This is a genomic window from Campylobacter sp. CNRCH_2016_0050h (assembly GCF_025772605.1).
Classification (GTDB): Bacteria; Campylobacterota; Campylobacteria; order Campylobacterales; family Campylobacteraceae; genus Campylobacter_D; species Campylobacter_D lari_D.
The window spans coordinates 15,253-37,804 of the sequence record NZ_JAKMSK010000005.1 but is presented as its reverse complement, the minus strand read 5'-3'; the positions used below and the strand labels follow the sequence as shown (position 1 = coordinate 37,804).

The window sequence follows — 22,552 nt, the reverse complement described above, 5'->3', positions numbered from 1 at the left end:
ATTTAAGCAAGATAATCATAAGCAACCTTAGCTATAGTTAAAGCAACCATAATCAAAAAGAGTTTTTTGATAAAAGTTCCTTGTGTTTTTAAGACTAGTTTTGATCCTATAAAAGCACCTAAAATTTGGCCTATACCCATTAAAATACCAACTTTCCAAAGTACCTCATAAGAGTATAAAAATACCCCTAAAGCTACTACATTGCTAGTAAAATTTAAGATTTTAGTATTAATGCTTGCATTTTTCATGCTAAAACCAAGAAATATCACGCAAGCAAAAATCCAAAAAGATCCAGTGCCAGGTCCTAAAAAACCATCATAAAAACCAAGTAGCAAGCCAAAGATGATTTGAAAGCTTGTAGTGCTCATTTTAGCTTTATTATATACATGGCCTAAATCAGGCTTGAAAATAGTGTAAAAAAAGATTAAAACAAGGCAAATTAATACAATGATTTTAACAGCATTTTGATCTATTAGTAAGACTGCATAAGTTCCAATGGCAGCTCCAATAGCAGTAAATAAAATTCCCAAAGCTATCTTTTCTATATGCATAGATTTTCTATAAGCTAAAACCGCAGTGAGTGATCCAAAGGTACTTTGAAGTTTATTAGTAGCTAGGGCTAAATGAGGAGGAATACCACAAGCAAATAAAGCAGGTATGGTAATAAGCCCACCACCACCTACAATCGCATCAACACAACCTGCAAAAGCAGCAACAAAGAATAAAATCACATAATAAGTTAATTCAAGCTCCATAAGCTTTCCTTGTTTTGTCCGATTCTATATAGAGCAAAATCATATTTTATAGGATCAGTAGGATCGAATTTTTTAAGACTTTGCGTAAGTTCTAAAACACTTTTAAAATCATAAATCTTACGCTTTAAAAGCTTAAGTTTTAATGAAACTTTATGAGTATGAGTATCTAAGGGTATGAGTAAATCTTTTTTGTCTATATTTTTAAACAAACCTAAATCTAATTCATCTTTTCTTACCATCCACCTAAGATACATATTGTATCTTTTTAAAGGACCTTTTGGAATGTTAAATTCTTTTGAAAAGAAAAATTCATAACCATAACTTTTATAAGGATTAAGCTTGTAAATTGTTTCTATGAAAGCTTTTATTGCTTGTGTTATGTTTTGCTCTTTTTGATAAGTTTTGGTAAAAATATTTTCTATACTATCTTCATTTTTTAAGCGCTTGAGTGTGATGAAAATTTGAGCTATATCTTGAGAGTTTTGAAAGCGGTATTTTAGATTTTTGCATTCTTTTTTAATAATCTCATCGTTTCTTTCAAGCAAGGAAAAATCAAGTTTATTTAAAAAATTTACAATATTTTTAGCATTCCCATAGGCAAATAAAGCACAAAGCAAGGCTATATTTTCATCTTTATAAACACTTGCAATTTGCAAAGGATCAGGATGAGAAAAAAGCTCTTTTTGAGTGTTTTTGCTTAAAATTGCCTCATCTAAAAGAGCTTTAATTTGCATTAAGATTTTAAACCAAGTAAGGTTTCAAGCATTTGATCAACGGTAGTTACGATTTTAGCTGCAGCGCCATAACTTGCTTGATATTGTATGAGTGCTGCTAATTCTTCATTGGTATTTACACCACTTTTTGATTGGTATTCTGCATAAGCTGTATTAAATACCGTCATATTAGTCGCATGCGCAAAACCATTGCTTTCAGCATCTGAAGCAATTTGGCCTGTAAATTTTCTATAATATCCATCTAAAGTCATAGTATCTACTGTACCATCTTTATTATAAAAATTTACTTTTTGATTTTGAAGTTGCAACATAGCATTAGCTACATCGTTATTTCCATCAACTCCGTTTGAACTAGCTTTTAAGCTATTTGGATCATTTCTAATGCTTGAATTTACATTAATGCTACTTGCATCTTGACCATTAAAAAATGAAGATACATTTAAAGCACCTGGGAAATTTGTGCCATTGTCTTTAAAAGCTATTTTATAACCTTTTTTTAAGCCATTGATTTGGAAATTTCCGCTATCACTTTTTCCATCATAATGATAAAAGGCTTGAAAATAATCATTTAAATCATCACCACTTTGACCATTTTTATTATCATCAATATCTGCATTGATTTGTTTAATAACATCTTCTATAGTGGTATTGACATCTATTTTTATAGTTCTAGTAGCTACTGCATTACCTTTTTCATCATAAACTGTGATGTCAAAGCTTCCTGCTTGGATGTTTTTATCATAACTCATTAAAGAAGTATCAGATTTTAAACCTTTTAAATCATCTGAATTTACTTTATCGGTTGCTGCTTGAGCATAGACATTATTAGTTTGAGTTATGAGTGTTTTTGTAAAGGTATTGAGCATATCTTTATACTCTTGTAATTTTCCATCGCTGTAAGTATCATGATTGCCATCATAATTTCTACCTCTAAGATCAAGTTGAGCACCAAGCTGCCCACCTGAAATTTTGCTTGTTAAATCATAGCGGTTTTCATCATTTACTTCATAATAAATTTGATAAAAACCATTAGGGTTGTTATTATCTAATTTTAAAGGGTGAAAGCTAGAGCCATTTACTATACTAAAGCCTTGAATGCTTAAATCATAATATCTTCCAGAATCAGTCATGGTAGATTCTAAAGTACTATCTTGAGAGCTTGTTCCTTTCCAAGCAACAGCATTAACTAACTTTGAAAGTCTAAGTTCAAGTTCATCTCTTTTGTCTCTTAGTTGATTTGCATTATCGGTAGGTAAAACTTCTTCATTTTCAAGTTGTTTATTAATATTTGCAATTTCTTGACCAATGTTATTAATCTCATCTACGGTTTGTTGAATTTGCTCATTAACTGTTTGTTGCATTTTGCTAAGATCTTGTAATGTTTTTTGTATGTTCTGGGCTAATGTGTTTGCACTATTAACAAGATCTATTTTACTTGCCCCATCGCTTGGGTTGGAAGCAAAATTATTCCACGCATCATAGTAATTTTTATAATCTTGTAAAATACCAGTTCCTTGCATATCAGGAAATCTTTGACTTGCTTCTTGTAAAATTTGTCCTAAATAATTTGTATAGTTTTGTTGAGTAGTGGCGTTTTTTAGCTCATAATAAGAATGCTCATCATGCAATCTTTTAATAGTATCAATTTGCGTACCTGTTCCTAGGTGTAAGCCACCTCTATCAAGAGACATACCTGAACTTTGCACCGCTCTTTGTCTAGTATAAAATACTGCATTTGCATTAGAGATATTGTTACCTGTAGTATTGATTTGAAGTTCAGCAGCTCTTATACCACTAACCCCTGTATATAAACTATCAAAAATTCCCATGACTTAGCCTTTAAACATTGATCTTAAATAATGAATCTGGAATTGTCTTATTATCCCCATAAGCATTATTTGTTCCATTTTGTTCAAACATTGTATTCAAAAGATTGTCGTAAAAATTTTTAATAATAAGAGCCAATTTAGCATATTCTTTATTTTTTTGATGTAAGGTGTTTAAATTTTGCTTTAAAAGAGCAAGTTTTTCTTTATCTTCATCATCTAAAAGTTCGTCTAAACCCTTATTGTTTCCTTGATTGCTAAGTTCTACTAAAGCCTTATCAAGATTTTTTTTAGCAATTTGAAAATCATTTACAAGTTTAGTTTTTTCTTCTACGCTTTTGCTAACATGTTGGTGATTAGCAGCTTGAATTTGAGCTATATCTTCTAAAGTAAGATTGATGAGTTTTTCTAAAATAGAATTTGTTTTGTCTAAGTGTTGTTTAACCATTTTTTATCCTTTCTTAGGCACTAACCCAAAAAAGGATAAAAATTATAATAAAGAATCTACTATTGCTTTTGAAGTGGCTTGCAAGTCTATTTTATACTCGCCATTCTTTATTTGTGAAGCAATAAAAGATGCCTTATTTTCTTCTACCTTTTGAGTTTCTTTTGCCTTGTTATTTTCTTTGTTTTCTGTTTTATTTATATCGCTAGTAGCAACTTGAGCCACATAGCTTTGATGTATAGGGTTTATCATTTTAAGCCTCCAGTTCTATTGAAAAACTCTAAGAACCATATCGACACTTAAAAAAATAACTTAACGCCTTTCTTTTAAATAATCAAATAATAATTTTGAAAAACCTAAACCACCACTTAATGCTTTACTCATAGTATCATTATACATAGATGAATAAATTTCATCACTTGCATCTTTTCCAAATAAAGAATTTTCTTGTTTTAAAGAAATATCCAAAACACTTTTGATTAAGAAAGCTTCAAAAGCATCGGTTTGTTCTTTTAAAGCTTTATCTTCATCATTTAATGCTTGTATATGAGTTAAATCATTTTTAAAAGCACTATCTGCATAGTTTTTAGCAGCCTTATAGCTATTATTATGCTTGGTAATGTTTTCATAAAGCTCACTGCTGTAATTTTTGCTCGCTAAATAATTATCAACTCTCATCATATCACCTCTAATTCAGCACTGATTGCACCAGCTCTTTTTAGATTTTGCATAATAGCTATGATATCATTTGGTGCTGCTCCAAGTTTATTTAACATTCTAGCTATGTTTGCTACTGTTGTTTTATTGTTTGTGATTTTTAAAGTATTAGATACAGGGTCTAAAATACCACCATCTTTCATATCGATTTCATTTTGTCCTAAAGCTACGGTATTGTTTGGATCGATTTTTATAGTAATATCTTTATGAGTAATTAATATAGGTTCAACTTCTATATTTACTCCCGCAACGATAGTTCCTGTTCTTTCATCAATGATTACTTTGCTTTCTGGGGTATAAGCTATATCTTGTTCTAATACTCTTGCCATAAATTCAACATGAGAAAATTCTTCAGGTTTTGTTAATTTTATAGTTCTAGAATCTAAAGCTTTTGCTATATCTGTGTCAAAAATAGTATTTAAAACTCTTTCTATATTATTAGCTGTTTTAAAATCTGCTTCTTTTAAGCTTAAAATCAAATCTTCGCTTTGACTAAAGTTTTGTGGAATTTCTCTTTCTACCACAGCGCCATTAATAACATTTGCTGAGGTTGAGTGTGTTCCTGCTGCACCCGGTCTTGGGCTAAGTCCACCTATAGCTAATGAACCTTGAGCTACTGCATAAATCTCTCCATCAACCCCTTTTAGAGCCGTCATAAGTAAGGTTCCACCTTGTAAAGATTTTGCATCACCTAAAGAAGCCACACTTACATCAAGCTTATCCCCACTTCTTGCAAAAGCAGGAAGCTTTGCTGTTACCATTACTGCTGCTGTATTTTTTGATTTTATATCACCTGGGCTAACTTTTACATTCATACCCTGAAGCATATTTGAAATAGATTGTAGAGTAAATTCACTACTTGTACCATCTCCACTTCCGTTTAAGCCAACAACCAAACCATATCCTATAAGTTGGTTATCTCTAACACCTACTACATTAGTAAGTTCTTTAATAGTAGCTGCAAAAACGCTTAGATTTAATACCAAGCAAAATAGTAATATTCTCATCGATTCTTCCTTTAATCTATGCTATTTTCATAAAATTAAAGCAAAAAAAGTTCCAAATTTATATAAAGGAGTAAAAACTTAGAGTAGTTGAGCCAAATTTTTTTTCTTTAGTTTTTTCGTAATCTTGTATTTTAGTTGGAGTTTTAAAAGTGCTGTGGTGTTCTATGATAATGATTTTTACATTTGAATTTTGTATATTTTCTATCAATTTTAAAGTTTTTTCATAAATATCAAAAAAACCTTCTCTAATATCAAATGGAGGATCAAGATATAAAATAATATCTTCTTTGGAATTTTGAATAATTTGAGGAGTTTTTTTAAAAGTATCATCATTAAAACAAAGAGTATTTTGATCAACACCAGAAGCGTTTTTTAAAGCTATTTCATAAGCCTTTTTATCTTTTTCTATGGCATAACTTTTTAAACAACCATTGCTTCTTGCTTCTAATGCCATCAAAGCACTTCCTCCAAAGGCCTCTATAAAAACCTTATCTTGTAAAGAAAAACGCAAAACATTAAAAACACATGATTTTACTATGCTTTTAGTGCTTCTTGTGGTATCTAGGCTAGGAAGTAAAATTTTTTTACCCTTATAAATTCCACTTTCTATGGTGGTGTAAATTTTTTGAGCTTGTTTTTTTGAGCTTGTTTTTTTATCCTCTTTGTAATTTTTTAAAAAATCTCTTACGCTTTGATATTCTTGTGTTTTATGCATTATTATTTTCTTCTTTGATAAGATTTTTTAACTCTGTTTTATAAAGATCAAATATTGCATCGATTTTTTCATGACTTTCTTGGCGTAGTTGTTCTAAAATGGCTTCACATTTTTGATTCATAATTTTTTTCTCACGCATTGCTATTTTATAGGCAATATTTTGCAAGCTTGCATTGAAATCATTTAAAGCACATAGCAACTCTTCTATGTTAAAAGGGTGAGTTAAGAAATTTGATTTTTTGTTGATGATAAATTGTGGCTTTTGTGTGTTGATTTTTTCATCACAGACTAAAAAATCACAATCTTTTTTTAAAACTAAAAAATCTTTTAAAGCAATTTCTAAAGTTTTTTCTAAAATTAAATCCTTGCATTCAAGAGCGATTTTCATTGACTAAACTCACTTTTAATTTGTGTTTTTTTAAAGTGTATGGTACTATACCTAGAGCTAAATTTGCAAGCTCTGCAAAACTTAAAATATAAAAATCTTCAAAATTTCTATTTGAAATTGCTTGTAATTCTTTAGAACACTTATCAAACATATAAAAAGAATAAAAATCTTCTACAACTAAAAAATCACAACCACTATCATAAGCATCTAAAATGATTGCTGCTGCACTTTTATAAGCTAATTGCGCATTTAAACTTAAGAACCCATAGCCACAACTCTTATATTTTCTTTCAAAATCAATTATATTTGCTTTAAGAATCTTAGCAAGTTCTAAAGAGCAATTAGCATGGGAAAATCCTTGATATACACCTATGTTAAATTTATCAAAAAAATATTTAATATGTTCTGTTTTTAAGTATTTTAAAAAAAACTCTGGAGCGTATTTAATCTTATTGATTTTACTCATAATTTCATAAGAGCTATATTCGCAAGCTAAGATATTATTCTCATCCATCATTCTAGAATATTCATCTAAAATATCTTTAGGATCATAGTCAATAATAAAATAATTTTTACCCAAAGGTTTTTCACATAATGTGCTTTCAACACCGACTGTATCCAAGACATTTTTGATAATATCAAAATAACAAAATAAATCATTATTGCTATTGGTATAAATTTTATACATTTTAATTCCTTAAAAAATACTTCTTGCAAGACCTGATTTTACAAGCATAACTTTTAATTCTTTGATGTAAGATTCATAGTCAAGCTCATTAGATGAAATAAAATTTTTGAATTTAGTATGATAATAAATTCCTTTTTCTTCATCTGCTATCAATTTTAAAAATTGTGGAGTTTTTTCTGGATATTTAAGTAGCATTTTATAGGCAAATATAAAGAAACTATCTCCTAGATATTCAGGTAGAAATTCTCTTACTTCGCTTGTATAATATAAAAAGTCATATTGCTTGTAAAGCTCTATATCATGTATGTCAATAAGTCCTTTAAAAAGCTCAAGTTTTTCTAAAAAATCACTCTTATCCATGATTAAGTCTTTAATAGCTCTTTTAGTATCGAGTGGTTCTATGATGAGTTCTTTTCCAAATCTTTCAATAATATTACTTAAATCTCTTCTTTGTCTAATGGTAACTTGATTAACTTTAATACAACTTTCTGGATTTTCTTCAAAATCAAAATATATATCATCTTTTTTAATCTGACTTAAAATATCATAAACACTTTTAAAATTTTTACTATCATAAACATATGGTTTATAATAAGCTAAATAATCACTATCTTTATCAAAACGAAAAATTCTTAAAGTTATTTGCATTTTTTATCCTTGGTATTATTTTTGATTATATACATTTTAAACTTATAAAAATTTGATTATTATATAAAATTAAAAGCTTTTTGTATAAAATATTCACATGGATAAAGAAAAATTTATTATAAATGTTTTTGCAAATTCTATCAACGGAGATGATGGAGCAATCATCGATGGATATTGTTATTCTAAAGATTTATTTTGTGAGGATGTGCATTTTAAACGATCTTGGATGAGTTTAGAGCAAATTGGCGCAAAAGCTATGCTCGTTAATATTTCTGATGCAATTGCTATGAATGCTACACCAAAATACGCTCTTTTGGGGCTTTCTTTACCAAAATGTTTAGAAATGAAACAAGTTAAAGCTTTGCAAAAAGGCTTGCTAGATAGCGCAAAAGAATTTGGGGTGCAAATTATAGGCGGAGATACTATAGCAGATAGGAAAATTAATATTAGTATAACTATTATTTCTAAAGTGAATAAAAGGGCTATTTTTAGAAAAGGTTTAAAAAAGGGAGATTTGCTCGCTTTTAGTGGGAAATTAGGTGAGAGTTTAAAAGGTTTAAATATACTATTTCGCGGTGGAAAATTACATTCTAAACATCGTTTTATAAAACCAAATTTAAGGCAGAAATTTTTTTATGATATAGCAAAAAAAGTCAGAGTAAGTATGGATATTTCAGATGGTTTAAATAAGGATCTATCGAGAATGCTCTTTATAAATCAACTTGGTATAAAATTTCTTAAAAAATTAGATAAATTTAGCTTAAATAGTGCAGAAGAGTATGAAATTTTATTTGCTTTTGATAAAAAACATAAAGTATTTATACAAAATATGGCTAAAAAACATAGAATTAAACTAAATATTTTTGCAAAAACAACAACAGGAAGGTATAAATTTTATGGAAGAGAACATCATTTTTAAGCCCTTATATACTTTAAAACACAGCCCGATAAATGTGTATTTTTCAAAAAATAGTAATGATTTTGTAGTAAGAGAAAAGCCTTTGTATGAATTTAGTGGTAAAGGTGAACATCTTATTTTACATATACAAAAAAAAGATCTAAGCACCAGTGAAGCTTTGAGAATTTTAAGTGAGCAAAGCGGTGTTAAAATGAGAGATTTTGGTTATAGTGGTTTAAAAGATAAACAAGGCTTAACTTTTCAATATATTTCTATGCCTAAAAAATTTGAAGAGGGCTTAAAAAATTTTAAACATGATAAGATGAAAATTTTAGAAAGTTTTTATCATGATAATAAACTTAGAATAGGGCATTTAAAAGGAAATTCATTTTTTATAAGATTAAAAAAAGTTTCAAAAGTAGATGCTTTAAAAATAGAACAAGCTTTCAAAAATATCCAAGAACAAGGTTTTGCTAATTATTTTGGATATCAGCGTTTTGGTAAATTTCAAGATAATTTTTTACAAGGACTAGAAATTTTAAAAGGTAAAAAAATCAAAAATAAAAAAATACAAGAATTTTTAATTTCTGCCTTTCAAAGCGAACTTTTTAACAGATATTTGAGTAAAAGGGTGGAATTATCACATTTTATCAATGATTTTAGTGAAAAAGAAATAAAACAAATTTATGATTTAGATAAAGATGAAATCAAAAGTTTAAAAAATCAAAAGCAGTTTTTTAAGCTTTTAAAAGGTGAAGTTTTAGGGCATTATCCTTTTGGTAAATGCTTTGTATGTGAAGATTTGCCAAGTGAAGTAGAAAGATTTAATCAAAAAGATATTAGTTCTATGGGACTTTTAATAGGCTCTAAAGCTTATGAAACAAATGAAGGTCTAGCTAAAAAATTAGAAGATGAGATTTTTTCTTTTGCATATGAGTTTAAAGATAAAATGCAAGGTTCAAGACGCTTTATGTGGTCTTATTTGCAAGATTGTAAAAGTTATTATGATGAAGAAAAAGCTCATTTTACTTTAGAATTTTTCTTGCAAAAAGGTTCATATGCTACAGTGGTTTTAGAAGAGATTTTGCACGCAGATATTTTTGATCAAACCTATAATACATAATTTTAAAAATTGATATTGAGTATCAGTTAAAATTTATCTTTTATAAATTATAATAACAATTATCATTTTTATAAAAGGAAAGCTCAATGTCAGTTTTGGTTATAGGTGCAGATGAAATTACTCCAATTAAGGCAGTTTTGACAAATTTAGGCGCAAAAAGTATAGAGCATTGGGATGCTAGAAATGAAAATAGGGTAAATAGAAAACCCATTCCACAAAATACTGAATGCATAGTCATGCTTACTAGTTTTTTAAATCACAACACCATGAAAAAAATTAAAACAGAGGCAAAAAAACGCAATATACCTTTGGTTTGTGCTAAACGCAGTGTGAGTTGTGTATATTGTGAATATTGTAAGGTTTTTGGTCTTGATCAAACTTATGAATGTACAAAGAAGGCATAACATGTTTGGTTTTAATAACAAAGAGGATTTGGTACCTAAAATATTTAGAGATTTAGAACAAGAAAATATTAATTTTATTTTTTTGAATTTGTATAATTCTTTGGTGGAAAATGATCTAAAAATATCTTATATTTATGCAAAAAAAGCTACTAGTTTAAGAAATATTTTTGAGTTAAAAATCCAAAATATGATCACAGAAAGGGTTTTTAAATTTAGTAAAATAAAACAATTTTGTCCATATTCTCATAAAATCATCAAAGCATATAAAGAAGGAAATTTAAATAAATTACAGCTTGAAGCAAAGATGCCAAAATACGCTTTAGCTAGATTAATACAAAATGTTTTTATGTCATCAAATTTTATCTTAGATCCACAGGTGGCTTTTGAGTCTTTTGTGTATGATAAAATTTGTAAAAGCAATGTAAAGGCTAGGGTAGATATTCAAGAAAATATCATTATTATCAATGATAAAATGGCTATTATGCCTTCTTTTTTTGAAGATAATAAAAAGGATATAAATTTAGCTTTGCAAATTATCAAAAAAAATGTTTTTGAAATATTTTATATTGTGTATCCAAGAAATAAAAATTTTACTCAACATAAAGAAATAAGACATAATTTATGTGAAAATAACAAAACTTTGCTAAAATTAGTTCCCTATACTATTAATAATCAAATTTTAAGGAGATGTTAAATGTCAGTAGCAGTAATTTATGGTAGCTCTATGGGAAATACCGAAGGTGCGGCAAATATGATCGCTCAAAAATTAGGAATTTCAGATGTGTTAAATATTGCAGATATTAATGCAGAAAAAATCAATTCTTATGATAAATTAATCTGCGGAACTTCTACTTGGGGAAGTGGAGATTTTCAAGATGATTGGGATAGTTTTGATTTTTCAGCTTTAAATCTTAGTGGAAAAACCGTTGCAGTTTTTGGTATGGGAGATAGTGAAAGCTACTCAGATACATATTGTAGTGCTATGGGAAAACTTGCTCAGGTTTTAAAAGCAGCAGGTGCAAATTTAGTAGGTTCAGTTTCTACAGGTGGTTATACTTTTGAATCAAGTGATGCGGTAGAAGGAGATAAATTTGTAGGGCTTGCATTAGATAATGATAACCATGAGGATTTAACCGAAAGTAGAATTGATGCTTGGTTAGAACAAATTAAACCTTCTTTTTCTTAAATTTAGATGCCAAAAAGGCATCTTTTAAAATTTCCTTTTTTTTGTTTCACTTAATATATCTTGTGCTAAAGAATCTACTTCATTTGCAATAGCATTTGTATGTATTGCTGTTTGAGAATTTTGTTGTGTAAGTTTTTCTATAGTAGCCACTGACTCATTAATTTGGCTAATATCATTAGCTTCTTCCTTTATAGCTTCACCCATATCATTTATAGACTGGGCTAAGATATTAGTATTAGCTTCAATCTCACCTAAAGACTTTTGAGTTCTTTCTGCTAGATTTCTAACTTCATCAGCAACAACAGCAAAGCCACGACCATGTTCTCCTGCACGAGCTGCTTCAATAGCTGCATTTAATGCAAGTAGGTTAATTTGATCAGCAATATCTGAAATCATAGTGGTAACACTTTTAATATCATTACTTTGTTTAACTACATCTTGTGCTTTGATAGAAATTTCACTCATAGTTGAATTCATTTGCTCTAAAGCTCTTGCGCTTTCTTGTAATGATGAGGTTTGATGTGTGGCATCATTTGTAAGTTCATGCATACTTTGTTTGAGTGCTTCAGCTTTTTGATTTAATAACTCACCTTGGTTTAGTGATTTTGAAAGCATGTTTTTGATTTCATTCCCAAGGGCATTGATTGCTTTTTCAACATCGCCTTTTGGGATATTAATAGCTGCAGTAAAATCTAATTGTTTATAACTATCAAATACCGCTTGAATTTCGTTTAAATTATTACCAATTTTTTGTTGTAAAGTATCAAGCATTTTATTTAAAACATCTATGAGTTCTTGAATTTGTGGATTGTTAGCATGAGAGCTAATGTGTAAATTAAGCTCACCTGTTTCTATTTTTCTAGCAACATTTACAGATTCTTCAATAGCTTTTGCATCTTTACTTAAAGCCTCTTTGATAATATTAATATTTTCATTAATCTCATCAGCCATTTTTCCAAATTCATCTTGAGTTTTTAGTTTAATAGGGTGTGAATGAATGTCTTTATGATTTAAATAGTTAAAGAAATTATGCAAGCCTGAAGATATAATAGCAATTGGCTTAAGATTATAAGAAATGATTATTCTAATAAAAATCAAAGTAATAAAAATAGCAATTAAGGAAATAATAATTTGTTCCATCAATGTTTGTTTAGCTGTATCGCTGTAAAAATCATAATCAGCTATAGAGCAAATAGTATATTTTGGATTGATACTACCATTACAAATTAAAGCTTTGATCCCTTCTTCTTTAGTTTGAATTTTGAAAATATCCCTAGAAAGACCTTTGTTTGCACCTTCAGTTGTTTTAAAATAATTTGAAATAATATCTTTACTAATATTAGTTGAGGTTAAGATTTTGGAAGAATCGGTATGAAAAAGATAAGTTCCATCATCAGCTAAAACAGCAGCATGTGAATAAGGTGTTTTACCTATAGCCAAAACTTCTTCTGAGAATTTTTTCAAATCATAATCAGCAGCAACTACACCTATAACTTTTCCATTGTCTATAATAGGACTAGCATAAGAAATGGTTGGTTTTTGCATACTAGATGATATGTAAGGATCTGTGACAATTAATTCTCTTTTTTCCTTGGCTTCTTTATACCATCCTCTAGATCTAGGATCATAACCACTTTCTGGAGTTTGATTATTGCCATTTGATCTAAATATAGTTCCATCTTCAAAACCCACATAGGTTAAATCAAAACCCAAAGAATTTCCTATAGAATTTAATAAACTAGTATATTGTGTTGAATTTAGATTATTTTTATTTTCTTTGATGTATTTTGTTAAAGAATTGATCACATTGCGTCTATCGCTTGCGTATAAATCAAATCTTTTACTCACATCAAAAGCAACCTTTTGTTGAAACTGAACTAACAGTGTATGGCTATTGGATTTAGATTTAACATAATTAAAAAAACCTAAAACACATAGTAAAACTACAACAAAAATACAAACTAAGAAAGCTATTTTGTTGGAAAAATTACCTAGTAGGTATTTCTTAATAGAAGAGAGCATTTTTTCTCCTTGATAAAGTCAATATTTGACTTTATGATTATGATGGTTTGTATGATTTTATTAAAAAAATATTTAAAAAATTATAAAAAAATTAATTTTTATTAAAAAATATTATATTTTTAGGATATTTTTAAATAAAAAATTCTAATTTTTTAGAAAGTAGAATTTTATTATCGGTATATTTTGCCCATTGTATATTTAGAGCAAAAATACAAGCTTTTGCAAGTTTTGCAAAGGGAAATTTTTCATAATATATTTTTTCTTGTTCTGCGGTAGCTTTTCTAAAAATAGCTTTAATTTGCACTCCTTTAATAAGATTGATAATATTTGTATCTAGTGCTATATTAACTCCTACTTTTGGATTTTTATAAGAAAGCTGAATGTGTTTAGTATGTTCTTCGCTAGCAAAAATCAATGCAAGATTTTTATCATCAAAAGCATAATAGCAACTTGCGCAATATATTTCATCATTATCTTGCACGCTCAAGGTTAAGAGTTTTTGAGAATGAATGAATTTTTTAATTCTCTCATCCATTATTTTTAGCTTCTAAATTTAAGATCTTTTGGTAACTTAAATGAGTTAAAAAAATTACATAAAATACTTGTAAAAATAGTCCAAGTAAAGGAATGCTTGATAAAATAAAAAATATTAAAGTACTTATTTTAAAGTTCAAAGGTGAAGAGTTCTTATAAAAATTATTAAAAGAATTTTTATCCAAGACATTGCTTAATACATCTAAGAGTAAAAGTTTATGAAATAAATAATAAAAAACTCCATAATAAATCACAATACTTATAAAAGGTATGATTAGTAAAAAAGTAGCGATTATAAATAATACGCAAAAAGTCAATATAAATTTAAATGTTTTGAGTAAAACTTCTAAAGAATTTACTTCTTTTTGTATGAAATAGTTGTAGTATTTTTGATTTATTTTTTTTACTATATAAGGCGTTAAAAAAGAAATAATTAGCATGGATAAAAATACTGAGGCAAAAACTACTATGAAAAATCCACCTATGGCACTCAAAAATGTAAGTGAAAATTGTACTATGGAAAAGCTAAAAAACCAAGCCATGAAAGTTCCGCTAATGACATCTTCAATATAAGAAAAAAAGATATCATAGGTGTAGAATACAAGCAAGGCTAAAATAATCAAACTAACAAAAAAAGGCAAAAAAGAAAATTTTAAAAAAGGTTTACTAAAAAAATTTTGCAAGCTTAGATATAAAATATTCATTTTAATTCATCGTAATAATTTTGAAGTTTTTTGTAAATTTCTTTATAATCTAAGGTTTCTTTTAAAATTTGATTTAAAACTTCATTATCTTCTACACCATTCCATGTTTTTTTATATGTGCCTTCTTTATAGCCATTTTCTTGTCTGAATTGATTTAAAATATTTTTTCCAATATATGTTTTGTAAAGTTTAAAGAAATTTAAGCCACATTTTCTAGCTAGAATAAAATAGACACTTAAAAGCTCACCTAAATCATAATCAAATCCACTGCATTTATGGATAATAAGCTCAATATCATTTAAAATTCCATAAATATCTGCTTCATTTGGATTAGAAGTTTCTTTGCAAAAATCATCAAAAAAACTTACAGAAGAAACTTCTTCTGCTATGAAATTTTTATCATTAATTTGTTTTTCTTTGTATTCTTCTAAAATTAAACTCAAGATAAAATGCCATATATCTACTATTTCAATACATACATTATCCCAGTTTGCAGGAGTGTGTATACTTTTCCAATGCTTCCAAGCAAAAGAATCAATAAGTTCAGCACACTCCATATAAATGCATCTTCTAAAGCTAATTAATTTACCTTCTTTGGTATAGCCATTTTCCCATCCTATACCATTAGTATCATCATTTAATTTTTGCTGGAGTTCTAGCATGCTTTTTAAAATATCTTTTACTTGCATTTATTTTCCTTCTTAAGCGTAAAATCCAAATTCTTTATTATTTTCTTCTTCTTTTTTCTTTTCTTGATTGTTATATTGCTTCCAAATTTCTTCTAATAATTTAGCACTATCTTGGAAAATCTGTTTTTTAATATCTTCAAGATCAGTTTTTGTCATTTCTTTATTTAAACTTTTATCCATAATATTAAATAACTCATGCAAGGTTGCTTTTTTGTGCTCTTCATTTTTTGGTATAGGCAGAGCATCGCCAATTTTCATCGCAGTGGTGATAAGCTCTTTTGGCTTTAAGGTTCCTACTCTTGAGTTTTTCATAAATTCATCAATTTGAGGCTGTACTTTGGCTACTGCTTCTTTAATTTCTTCAATTTCTTCTTGTGAAAGTTTTGTGCCACTATATGAAAACGAAAAACCAAATTGATTTCTTAAACTCAAAGATGCTGAATTTCCATCTTTATCTAATTTTGCTTCTTTTTTATCGTACATAGAAAAAGAAAGATGATTGCCATTTTTTGTTTTTATATCCATAGAAAAATTTTGAGAGTTGTAGCTAGAAATTTGCATAATGTTCCTTTCAAATCAAGATAAAGTTATATCGTCAAAATAACTAAATCTTAAATAAATTTGCAAAGTTTTTAAGCTTTGCAAATTTCAAATACTAGGGAGATAAATATTTTATCATTAAGTCTTTAAACACTCGTTAAATCCCAAAATAATTTTAGTATTTTTTCATTATTTGAGTGTATTAAAATTTGTTTTTTGTTATGTATATTTTTACATGCTTTTAAAGCCTGTTTTAAATTTTCTTTTAAAGAAAAAATCAATCCAAAAGCAATAGCTTCTTTATCTAAACCACCTAAAATATAAATCAAAGGCATACGCATTGACTTAGAAACATCAAGCTTTGCTTGTTCATTAATGGTAGTTTTAAAATCAAATTTGCTAGGATGTTTGAACTTATAAGCTAAAGCAAGATCTAAAAACTCATCTAAATGGTTTAATTTTTTTCCACTAATAAATGGATAAATAAAATAAAATAAATCTAAGATATTATTACTAATTTTGTTTTTATTATTATAATTTTCTTGTATAAAATCATAATATGTTTTAAATTGCTCTTGGTAATTTTGCACTAAAGTCATAGCCATTTTGGTTTTTGCGAAATTATTTAAAAAAACTTTAGGATTAGCTTCAAAACTAAAATCTAAAAAATTAATCTTTGTATCATTTTGATAAAAAATCCCACTAGTATCACTTTCTAAATCTAGTAAAATATTATCTGAATTAAGCTCATTGTTAGAACTATTATGAATTATTTTATCATCTAATATAATAGAAAAATCATTATAAGCAAATTCATTGCTCATAGGTTTTTCATAAAAACCAAAATCATCCCAAAAATTCTCTTCACTACAGGCAATACAGCCATGTCCTGCAGCTACTGGCCAAGAGGTTTTGGAGTTAAATTTAACCTTAGGGCAATTATTATAAGCATAAGGTCCTTTACAACCTACTTTAAAAAGACAATAACCTTGTTTTATATTTTCATCGTTAAAACTTTGAGCAAAATTGCCTGCTTCAAATTTAGCTTTTCTTTCACATAAATCATGCAAACATTTACCATAAAAAGCTAAAGGTCTATTTTGTTCATCTAAAGCCATGTCTTGCTCAAATAATATATAAAAGCAAAGCGCTGCGATGATATTTACATCACTTGGAGGACAACCTGGTATATTGATTACTTTTTTTTCCAAGACTTTAGAAATTCCTATGCTTTTGGTAGGGTTTGGATGTGCAGCTTGAATTCCTCCATAGCTTGAGCAAGTTCCCATAGCAAAGATTGTTTTAGCATTTTTGGCACATTTTTGTAAAATTTCATATCCATTTTCACCATGTGCTCCTATAGTTAGATAAAAAGGATCTATAGCACAAACCCCGCCTTCAACGGCCAAAAGAAAATCTTTTTTTTCTAAAACTTCTTCTAAATGCGATTCTGCCTGGTATCCGCTTGCACTCATAAAGGTTTCATGATATTCTAAAGAAATGAAATCAAAAATCAGATCTAAAAAGTCAGGCAATGAAGTTCTAAGCAAACTCTCACTACACCCTGTGCATTCACTTAAATGAAGCCATATGAGACTAGGTGGGGTGTGAAGTTGAAAATATCTATGTGCTAAAGGGCTAAAATCATTTGGCAAACCTAAAGTTTTAATGATAGAATTTACGGCTTCTAATGAGATATTTTTCTCTTCTTTATGCGAGTTTTCTAATAGAGCAATTTTATGCTCTAATATGCTTTTTAATTCTTCATTGCTTAAAGACATTTTTTAACCTTTGGCTATTTGTATCATATTTAAAAAATCATTTGCATTTAATGCGGCTGAACCTATTAATACTCCATCACAATTTTTTAAAGCACAAATTTCTTTAATATTGTTTTGATTAACACTTCCACCGTATAAAAGCTTAGCGTTAGTAAATTCTCTTAAAAAATTAAGTATGGTATTAATATCATCAAGATTAGCACTAACTCCTGTGCCTATAGAATAAATAGGCTCATATGCTATGATAAGTTTTTTATAAGATAAATCAATATTTTCAATTTGTTTTTTTAAAAAATCTAAGCTTTTATTAGTATTTTTGGTTTCTAAACTTTCGCCTATACAATAAATGATATTAAAATCAAGATTTTTTGCAAAATCAAATTTAGCTTTTAAAAAGCTTTCATTTTCATTTAAAGCTCTTCTTTCAGAATGACCTATTAAAACACTTTTGATATTAAATTCTTCTAAGTGAATTTTACCAATTTCTCCGGTATAGGCTCCATTTTCACAAGGGTAGAAATTCTGCGCGCCTTGCTGAAATGAAAAATTGTCTTTTAAAAAAGCTATGCTAGGTGGGAAGATGAAAATTTCATCTTCTTTGTTTAAATTTTGATTTAATTCTTGAGCATAAAGTTCAAAGCTCGATCTTGTATGATTGCACTTTAAATTTGCTGCAAAAATCATTCATTATCCTTTATAGTCAAAGGTTTTACACCAGGAAGTTCTTTTCCTTCTATAAGTTCTAATGATGCTCCACCGCCAGTTGAAATGAAAGTCATCTCATCAGCATCACCAGCTCTTGCTACAACATCAGCAGTATCGCCACCACCTATTACAGTTGTTGCGTGAGATTCACTAATATAATGGCTCATTTTAATGCTACCTTTTGAGAATTTATCGATTTCAAAAACCCCCATAGGCCCATTCCACCATATAGTTTGAGCATCAGAAAGTGCCTCTTTAAATAATCTTACGCTAGCAGGACCTATATCAAGTCCCATCCAACCTGCAGGAATTTCTTGCACAGGGGTGTATTTCATCACTGCCTCTTGGGAGCAAGTTTGTGCTGCTGTAACATCCACAGGAAGGTAAATTTTTACACCTAGATTTTTACCTTTGAGTAAGATTTTATTTGCTTCTTCAATTAAATCTTCTTCTAAAAGAGAATTTCCTATATCATAACCTTGAGCTTTTAAGAAAGTAAAGGCCATACCTCCACCTATGATTAATTTATCTACTTTTGGAAGTAAGTTAGTCAAAGCTTGTAATTTTCCACTTACTTTAGAACCACCTACTACGGCTACAAAAGGACGCGCAGGGTGTTTGATAAGATTGCTTGCAAACTCAATTTCTTTTTGGAGTAAAAATCCCGCACCCTTGTTTGTATTATCAAAGTATTTTGTAATAGCTTCAACGCTAGCATGGGCTCTATGACAAACCCCAAAAGCATCATTAATATAAACATCAGCCATAGAAGCAAGTTCTTTGGCTAAATTTTCATCATTCTTAGTTTCACCCTTTTCAAAGCGTAAATTTTCTAAAAGCAAAATTTCACTTGATTTTAATTCGCTAGCTTTTTTCTTTGCATCTTCACCTATAACATCTTTAGCCATGATGACTTCTTTAGTCATTAAGCGTGCAAGTCTTTTTGCAACTGGTTCTAAAGAGTATTTTGAAGCTATTTCTTTTGGACGCCCTAAATGTGAAGCTAAAATAACCGCACAGCCATTATCTAAACAATACCTTATAGTAGGGATGGCCGAGCGAATACGACGATCGTCGGTGATATTTAAAAACTCATCTTGAGGAACATTGAAATCACATCTTATAAATACTTTTTTCTTTGCAAGATCAATATCTTTAATCGATAAAATACTACTCATCTTAAGCCTTTGCTATAAATACTGCCATATCTACTAAACGAGAAGAATAACCCCATTCATTATCATACCAAGCAACCACTTTAACAAAATCATCACAAATCACTTGAGTTAAATCACTTGCTACAATTGCACCATAAGAGCAAGTTATAAAATCACTTGAAACTCTTTCTTCATCATCTACCAATAATATGCCTTTTAAATTACTAGCAGCTGCTTTTCTAAAGGCTTCATTGATTTCTTCTTTACTTACTTTTTTCTTTAAAGTTGCAGTTAAATCTACAGTTGATACATCAGCTACAGGCACACGCATGCTTTGACCATGTAATTTTCCATCAAGTTCAGGCATAACAAGCTTCATAGCTTTTGCTGCACCGGTAGAAGTAGGGATGATATTTTGTGCAGCAGCGCGTGATCTTCTTTTATCTCTTGCTTTTGCATCAATAATACTTTGACCATTGGTGTAAGCATGTATAGTAGTCATTAAACCTTTTTCTATGCCAAAATTATCTTGCAAAACTCTACAAATTGGTCCTAGGCAGTTGGTGGTACAACTTGCATTTGAGATGATATTTTCGCCTTTGTATTCATGTGCATTTACTCCTAAAACATAGGTTGGAGTTTTATCTTTTGCAGGTGCACTCATGATGACTTTTTGCACCCCATGATCTAAAAATCCTTGACATTTTTCCATAGTTAAGTGTGCACCGGTACACTCTAAAACAATTTGTGCGCCATATTTTGCAAAGTCCAAATCTGCTACATTTCTACTTTTTAAAACTTTTATTTTTTTATTATCAATTATTAAATCATCATTTTCATTTTCAACACTACCATCATATACCCCATGAACGGTGTCGTATTTAAAAAGATATTTTGTGAGTTCAATATCAGTAGTATCATTAATCGCTACAAGTTCTATATCATCGCGTTTCATGATAATTCTTGCAACACATCTTCCAATGCGTCCAAAGCCATTTATTGCAACTTTTACAGCCATTTTCATTTCCTTTTTATGATTAAGTAGATAAAATTCTACTAAAAAAAGGTTAAATTTTAATGAAAATCGCACTTTTTGGCGGTAGTTTTGATCCGCCTCATTTAGGTCATAATGCTATAGTCTTAAATGCATTAGAAAATTTAGAGCTTGATAAGCTCATTATTATGCCTACTTTTATTAGTCTTTTTAAACAAGAATTTACTGCAGATGAACAAAGACGCTTAAAATGGTGCAAGGAAATTTGGGGAAGCTTAATAAAAGTTGAAATTTGTGATTTTGAAATAAAAAAGCAAAGACCTGTGCCTAGTATAGAAAGTGTTGAATTTTTATATAAGCAATATGAAATTTCAAAATTTTATCTTATTTTAGGAGCTGATCATTTGCAAAGTCTTGAAAAATGGCATGAATTTGAAAGATTGCAAAATTTGGTAGAATTTGTTGTAGCTAAAAGAGATGGTATTTTTATACCAAAACATTTTAAAACTTTAGATACTAAAGTAAATATCTCTTCATCTTTTATAAGACAAACTTTACAAACAACGCAAGTTTGTGAGCAAATCAAAGAAGAAGTTAAGCTTTATTATTCTAAATTTAAAAATATTTAACAAAAGGAAAACAATGCAAGAAAGAATTAATAATATAGTGCAGATTTTAGATGATAAAAAAGCAGATTTAATAGAAAGCTTTGATATGCAAGATAAGGATTATTTTGTTAAATTTGTAGTGATTGCTACTACTATGGGGGAAAGACACGCGCTTTCTTTGATTGATGATTTAAAAACTAATCTTAAAAGCAAGGGTGAGGAGTTTTTAAATATAGAAAGTAGTGAAGAATGGACTGTGCTTGATTTAGGAGATATTTTGATTCACTTAATGAGTGAAACTTATAGAACAAAATATAATATAGAAGAATTTTTGAAAAGTTTAAATAAAGAAAATCAAAACTAGGGTTAAGATTTGGATAATTTAATTACTGAGTTATCAGATTTAGCTAAAGAATATTTTGAAAATTCAGAATTTGAAAAATGCGATGAAGTTTTAAGCGAGCATATTGTTTTTGGAAGCTTATCATAATAGAGCATTTTGTGGATTTAATTGTTTGAAATTTCAAGAAGTACTTTTGGCTTTCATAAAACCATGTACTAGATAATATATATTATTTAGTATATTTTAACAGAGCTAGAGTTTATATACTTTTAGATAAGCAAAATAAAAGCCTTAAAAAAATTGTAAACTTATATTGATTTAGCTCTTGATTAAGAAGTGACTTTGAGAATTTGGAAGATTATCAAAAGGCTATAGAATTTTTTAATAAAATGATTGAGTAAACAAGTTTTAGAATATACCAAAGAATTACCAAAGCTTGATGAAGAAAATGAGTTTGCATTAAAAAATCAAAATATTTTAATGCAAAAATTAAAACAACAAAATAAAAATGGTGGCAAATTTGGAATTAAATTAGAGTTTGTTGATGTATTCTTTAATCTCTTTTTTGATTTTGTCTTTTTTGTCTTTTAAAGCTTGTTTTTTATTTTTATACTCTGTTTTACTCATATAATCTTTTTGTTTTTTTAATTCTTTTAACTCTTGTTTGATTTTTTCTATCTCTTGCTCTTTAAGTTTTTTGGCCTCTAATTTTTTATCATAAAAAAGAGGATCTTTTGCACAATCTGCCTGAACTTCTTTTAAGGCTAATTCTAAACTTAAAGCTTTTTCTTGATGATTGTAATTTTTAGCATAAGCTATTTCTTTTTGAATTCGTTCTATTTTAATCTCACATTGTGTGGAAAATGCAAATGAGCAAAGTGTAAGTAAAAATAACAATTGCTTCATAGTTTAAACCTTTCTTTTTTCAAATTTTAGTTTAT

General features: G+C 28.5%; 28 protein-coding genes and 1 pseudogene. 7 read left to right on the top strand and 22 right to left on the bottom strand.

What is annotated here, in order from left to right; translation table 11 throughout:
• Window positions 1-2: 2 nt before the first annotated feature.
• Genes L8X28_RS03670 through L8X28_RS03620 form a run of 11 tightly spaced genes read right to left on the bottom strand, consistent with a single transcriptional unit; the run spans window position 3 to window position 7,923 of the window.
• Window positions 3-755, bottom strand: coding sequence for a TSUP family transporter (locus L8X28_RS03670; RefSeq protein WP_263665552.1), 753 nt, complete (start codon window positions 753-755; stop codon window positions 3-5).
• The gene (locus L8X28_RS03665; RefSeq protein ID WP_263665551.1) at window positions 740-1,489 is read right to left on the bottom strand and encodes a TIGR02757 family protein; all 750 of its coding nucleotides are present in this window, start codon (window positions 1,487-1,489) and stop codon (window positions 740-742) included. Before L8X28_RS03665 ends, L8X28_RS03670 begins: the two co-directional genes overlap by 16 nt.
• Window positions 1,489-3,318 carry a flagellar hook-associated protein FlgK gene (gene flgK, locus L8X28_RS03660; protein WP_263665550.1) on the bottom strand — a complete coding sequence of 610 codons (1,830 nt, stop codon included), beginning with the start codon at window positions 3,316-3,318 and terminating at the stop codon, window positions 1,489-1,491. Before flgK ends, L8X28_RS03665 begins: the two co-directional genes overlap by 1 nt.
• A 10-nt stretch (window positions 3,319-3,328) precedes the next feature.
• Window positions 3,329-3,763 (bottom strand): flagellar export chaperone FlgN, encoded by a 435-nt coding sequence (gene flgN / locus L8X28_RS03655; RefSeq protein WP_133319375.1) that lies wholly within the window; start codon window positions 3,761-3,763, stop codon window positions 3,329-3,331.
• 42 nt (window positions 3,764-3,805) lie between these two features.
• Window positions 3,806-4,012 (bottom strand): flagellar biosynthesis anti-sigma factor FlgM, encoded by a 207-nt coding sequence (locus L8X28_RS03650; RefSeq protein WP_133319374.1) that lies wholly within the window; start codon window positions 4,010-4,012, stop codon window positions 3,806-3,808.
• 60 nt (window positions 4,013-4,072) lie between these two features.
• Window positions 4,073-4,438, bottom strand: a complete 366-nt coding sequence (locus L8X28_RS03645; protein WP_207921002.1) for a rod-binding protein — start codon at window positions 4,436-4,438, stop codon at window positions 4,073-4,075.
• Window positions 4,438-5,484 (bottom strand): flagellar basal body P-ring protein FlgI, encoded by a 1,047-nt coding sequence (locus L8X28_RS03640; RefSeq protein WP_263660510.1) that lies wholly within the window; start codon window positions 5,482-5,484, stop codon window positions 4,438-4,440. Before L8X28_RS03640 ends, L8X28_RS03645 begins: the two co-directional genes overlap by 1 nt.
• 58 nt (window positions 5,485-5,542) lie before the next feature.
• The gene (locus L8X28_RS03635) at window positions 5,543-6,199 is read right to left on the bottom strand and encodes an RsmD family RNA methyltransferase (RefSeq protein ID WP_133319372.1); all 657 of its coding nucleotides are present in this window, start codon (window positions 6,197-6,199) and stop codon (window positions 5,543-5,545) included.
• Window positions 6,192-6,587, bottom strand: a complete 396-nt coding sequence (locus L8X28_RS03630) for a hypothetical protein (RefSeq protein ID WP_263659833.1) — start codon at window positions 6,585-6,587, stop codon at window positions 6,192-6,194. The genes L8X28_RS03635 and L8X28_RS03630 overlap by 8 nt, the downstream gene beginning before the upstream one ends.
• The gene (locus tag L8X28_RS03625) at window positions 6,571-7,275 is read right to left on the bottom strand and encodes a hypothetical protein (protein WP_263665549.1); all 705 of its coding nucleotides are present in this window, start codon (window positions 7,273-7,275) and stop codon (window positions 6,571-6,573) included. The genes L8X28_RS03630 and L8X28_RS03625 overlap by 17 nt, the downstream gene beginning before the upstream one ends.
• Before the next feature lie 9 nt (window positions 7,276-7,284).
• Window positions 7,285-7,923 carry a DUF5644 domain-containing protein gene (locus L8X28_RS03620; protein ID WP_133319369.1) on the bottom strand — a complete coding sequence of 213 codons (639 nt, stop codon included), beginning with the start codon at window positions 7,921-7,923 and terminating at the stop codon, window positions 7,285-7,287.
• A gap of 97 nt (window positions 7,924-8,020) precedes the next feature.
• Between L8X28_RS03620 and L8X28_RS03615 the strand changes: the two genes are divergently transcribed.
• The 5 genes from L8X28_RS03615 to fldA all read left to right on the top strand — a co-directional run bounded on the left by L8X28_RS03615 (window position 8,021) and on the right by fldA (window position 11,534).
• A complete protein-coding gene (locus tag L8X28_RS03615; RefSeq protein WP_263665548.1) occupies window positions 8,021-8,842 on the top strand; it encodes a thiamine-phosphate kinase in 822 nt (273 codons plus the stop codon).
• Window positions 8,811-9,944: a tRNA pseudouridine(13) synthase TruD gene (gene truD, locus L8X28_RS03610; protein ID WP_133319458.1), complete on the top strand. Its 1,134-nt coding sequence runs from the start codon at window positions 8,811-8,813 to the stop codon at window positions 9,942-9,944. Before L8X28_RS03615 ends, truD begins: the two co-directional genes overlap by 32 nt.
• Window positions 9,945-10,030: 86 nt before the next feature.
• Window positions 10,031-10,348 carry a DUF2325 domain-containing protein gene (locus tag L8X28_RS03605; protein WP_039666680.1) on the top strand — a complete coding sequence of 106 codons (318 nt, stop codon included), beginning with the start codon at window positions 10,031-10,033 and terminating at the stop codon, window positions 10,346-10,348.
• A 1-nt stretch (window position 10,349) separates the two neighbouring features.
• Window positions 10,350-11,042: a hypothetical protein gene (locus tag L8X28_RS03600; RefSeq protein ID WP_263664618.1), complete on the top strand. Its 693-nt coding sequence runs from the start codon at window positions 10,350-10,352 to the stop codon at window positions 11,040-11,042.
• Complete coding sequence (gene fldA / locus L8X28_RS03595; protein WP_263665547.1) at window positions 11,043-11,534, top strand: flavodoxin FldA; 492 nt, start codon at window positions 11,043-11,045, stop codon at window positions 11,532-11,534.
• Between the two features lie 24 nt (window positions 11,535-11,558).
• Here fldA and L8X28_RS08415 read toward each other — a convergent pair whose 3' ends face one another.
• The 10 genes and pseudogenes from L8X28_RS08415 to gap all read right to left on the bottom strand — a co-directional run bounded on the left by L8X28_RS08415 (window position 11,559) and on the right by gap (window position 20,684).
• Window positions 11,559-12,083, bottom strand: a complete 525-nt coding sequence (locus L8X28_RS08415; RefSeq protein ID WP_393921402.1) for a methyl-accepting chemotaxis protein — start codon at window positions 12,081-12,083, stop codon at window positions 11,559-11,561.
• Between the two features lie 804 nt (window positions 12,084-12,887).
• A pseudogene (locus L8X28_RS08410) lies at window positions 12,888-13,556 on the bottom strand (cache domain-containing protein); the annotation flags it as partial.
• 130 nt (window positions 13,557-13,686) lie between these two features.
• A complete protein-coding gene (locus L8X28_RS03585) occupies window positions 13,687-14,091 on the bottom strand; it encodes a hypothetical protein (RefSeq protein WP_263661056.1) in 405 nt (134 codons plus the stop codon).
• Window positions 14,084-14,794, bottom strand: a complete 711-nt coding sequence (locus L8X28_RS03580) for an EI24 domain-containing protein (protein WP_133319362.1) — start codon at window positions 14,792-14,794, stop codon at window positions 14,084-14,086. The genes L8X28_RS03585 and L8X28_RS03580 overlap by 8 nt, the downstream gene beginning before the upstream one ends.
• Window positions 14,791-15,483, bottom strand: a complete 693-nt coding sequence (locus tag L8X28_RS03575; protein WP_133319361.1) for a dUTP diphosphatase — start codon at window positions 15,481-15,483, stop codon at window positions 14,791-14,793. Before L8X28_RS03575 ends, L8X28_RS03580 begins: the two co-directional genes overlap by 4 nt.
• A gap of 12 nt (window positions 15,484-15,495) precedes the next feature.
• Window positions 15,496-16,044, bottom strand: coding sequence for an ATP-binding protein (locus tag L8X28_RS03570; RefSeq protein ID WP_133319360.1), 549 nt, complete (start codon window positions 16,042-16,044; stop codon window positions 15,496-15,498).
• A gap of 125 nt (window positions 16,045-16,169) precedes the next feature.
• A complete protein-coding gene (locus L8X28_RS03565) occupies window positions 16,170-17,804 on the bottom strand; it encodes a hydrogenase small subunit (RefSeq protein ID WP_263665545.1) in 1,635 nt (544 codons plus the stop codon).
• A 3-nt stretch (window positions 17,805-17,807) separates the two neighbouring features.
• On the bottom strand, window positions 17,808-18,488 hold the full coding sequence (locus L8X28_RS03560) for a triose-phosphate isomerase (RefSeq protein WP_263665544.1): 681 nt from the start codon (window positions 18,486-18,488) through the stop codon (window positions 17,808-17,810).
• Complete coding sequence (locus L8X28_RS03555) at window positions 18,485-19,687, bottom strand: phosphoglycerate kinase (protein ID WP_263665543.1); 1,203 nt, start codon at window positions 19,685-19,687, stop codon at window positions 18,485-18,487. The genes L8X28_RS03560 and L8X28_RS03555 overlap by 4 nt, the downstream gene beginning before the upstream one ends.
• A gap of 1 nt (window position 19,688) precedes the next feature.
• Entirely contained in the window at window positions 19,689-20,684 is a 996-nt protein-coding gene (gene gap / locus L8X28_RS03550) for a type I glyceraldehyde-3-phosphate dehydrogenase (protein WP_220566300.1), read from the bottom strand.
• A gap of 59 nt (window positions 20,685-20,743) precedes the next feature.
• On the opposite strand from gap, the gene nadD reads away from it, so the two are divergent.
• Together nadD and rsfS are read left to right on the top strand one after the other, a co-directional pair.
• Entirely contained in the window at window positions 20,744-21,289 is a 546-nt protein-coding gene (gene nadD, locus L8X28_RS03545) for a nicotinate (nicotinamide) nucleotide adenylyltransferase (RefSeq protein ID WP_263665542.1), read from the top strand.
• A gap of 13 nt (window positions 21,290-21,302) precedes the next feature.
• A complete protein-coding gene (gene rsfS / locus L8X28_RS03540; RefSeq protein WP_133319354.1) occupies window positions 21,303-21,632 on the top strand; it encodes a ribosome silencing factor in 330 nt (109 codons plus the stop codon).
• Between the two features lie 510 nt (window positions 21,633-22,142).
• Here the strand turns inward: rsfS and L8X28_RS03535 are convergent.
• Window positions 22,143-22,517: a DUF1090 domain-containing protein gene (locus tag L8X28_RS03535; RefSeq protein WP_263665541.1), complete on the bottom strand. Its 375-nt coding sequence runs from the start codon at window positions 22,515-22,517 to the stop codon at window positions 22,143-22,145.
• Between the last annotated feature and the right edge of the window lie 35 nt (window positions 22,518-22,552).

Bases quoted from the DNA above. Each gene is read 5' to 3' on its own strand.
- L8X28_RS03555 (WP_263665543.1), bottom strand. From the start codon at position 19,687: ATGAGTAGTATTTTATCGATTAAAGATATTGATCTTGCAAAGAAAAAA.
- nadD (WP_263665542.1), top strand. From the start codon at position 20,744: ATGAAAATCGCACTTTTTGGCGGTAGTTTTGATCCGCCTCATTTAGGT.
- L8X28_RS03620 (WP_133319369.1), bottom strand. From the start codon at position 7,923: ATGCAAATAACTTTAAGAATTTTTCGTTTTGATAAAGATAGTGATTAT.
- L8X28_RS03630 (WP_263659833.1), bottom strand. From the start codon at position 6,587: ATGAAAATCGCTCTTGAATGCAAGGATTTAATTTTAGAAAAAACTTTA.
- L8X28_RS08415 (WP_393921402.1), bottom strand. From the start codon at position 12,083: ATGCATGAACTTACAAATGATGCCACACATCAAACCTCATCATTACAA.
- L8X28_RS03670 (WP_263665552.1), bottom strand. From the start codon at position 755: ATGGAGCTTGAATTAACTTATTATGTGATTTTATTCTTTGTTGCTGCT.
- flgK (WP_263665550.1), bottom strand. From the start codon at position 3,318: ATGGGAATTTTTGATAGTTTATATACAGGGGTTAGTGGTATAAGAGCT.
- fldA (WP_263665547.1), top strand. From the start codon at position 11,043: ATGTCAGTAGCAGTAATTTATGGTAGCTCTATGGGAAATACCGAAGGT.
- L8X28_RS03645 (WP_207921002.1), bottom strand. From the start codon at position 4,438: ATGAGAGTTGATAATTATTTAGCGAGCAAAAATTACAGCAGTGAGCTT.
- L8X28_RS03650 (WP_133319374.1), bottom strand. From the start codon at position 4,012: ATGATAAACCCTATACATCAAAGCTATGTGGCTCAAGTTGCTACTAGC.
- L8X28_RS03605 (WP_039666680.1), top strand. From the start codon at position 10,031: ATGTCAGTTTTGGTTATAGGTGCAGATGAAATTACTCCAATTAAGGCA.
- L8X28_RS03665 (WP_263665551.1), bottom strand. From the start codon at position 1,489: ATGCAAATTAAAGCTCTTTTAGATGAGGCAATTTTAAGCAAAAACACT.
- L8X28_RS03565 (WP_263665545.1), bottom strand. From the start codon at position 17,804: ATGTCTTTAAGCAATGAAGAATTAAAAAGCATATTAGAGCATAAAATT.
- L8X28_RS03635 (WP_133319372.1), bottom strand. From the start codon at position 6,199: ATGCATAAAACACAAGAATATCAAAGCGTAAGAGATTTTTTAAAAAAT.
- L8X28_RS03575 (WP_133319361.1), bottom strand. From the start codon at position 15,483: ATGCAAGTAAAAGATATTTTAAAAAGCATGCTAGAACTCCAGCAAAAA.
- L8X28_RS03535 (WP_263665541.1), bottom strand. From the start codon at position 22,517: ATGAAGCAATTGTTATTTTTACTTACACTTTGCTCATTTGCATTTTCC.
- gap (WP_220566300.1), bottom strand. From the start codon at position 20,684: ATGGCTGTAAAAGTTGCAATAAATGGCTTTGGACGCATTGGAAGATGT.
- L8X28_RS03625 (WP_263665549.1), bottom strand. From the start codon at position 7,275: ATGTATAAAATTTATACCAATAGCAATAATGATTTATTTTGTTATTTT.
- L8X28_RS03615 (WP_263665548.1), top strand. From the start codon at position 8,021: ATGGATAAAGAAAAATTTATTATAAATGTTTTTGCAAATTCTATCAAC.
- L8X28_RS03560 (WP_263665544.1), bottom strand. From the start codon at position 18,488: ATGATTTTTGCAGCAAATTTAAAGTGCAATCATACAAGATCGAGCTTT.
- flgN (WP_133319375.1), bottom strand. From the start codon at position 3,763: ATGGTTAAACAACACTTAGACAAAACAAATTCTATTTTAGAAAAACTC.
- L8X28_RS03585 (WP_263661056.1), bottom strand. From the start codon at position 14,091: ATGGATGAGAGAATTAAAAAATTCATTCATTCTCAAAAACTCTTAACC.
- L8X28_RS03580 (WP_133319362.1), bottom strand. From the start codon at position 14,794: ATGAATATTTTATATCTAAGCTTGCAAAATTTTTTTAGTAAACCTTTT.
- rsfS (WP_133319354.1), top strand. From the start codon at position 21,303: ATGCAAGAAAGAATTAATAATATAGTGCAGATTTTAGATGATAAAAAA.
- L8X28_RS03640 (WP_263660510.1), bottom strand. From the start codon at position 5,484: ATGAGAATATTACTATTTTGCTTGGTATTAAATCTAAGCGTTTTTGCA.
- L8X28_RS03570 (WP_133319360.1), bottom strand. From the start codon at position 16,044: ATGCAAATTTCTAGCTACAACTCTCAAAATTTTTCTATGGATATAAAA.
- L8X28_RS03600 (WP_263664618.1), top strand. From the start codon at position 10,350: ATGTTTGGTTTTAATAACAAAGAGGATTTGGTACCTAAAATATTTAGA.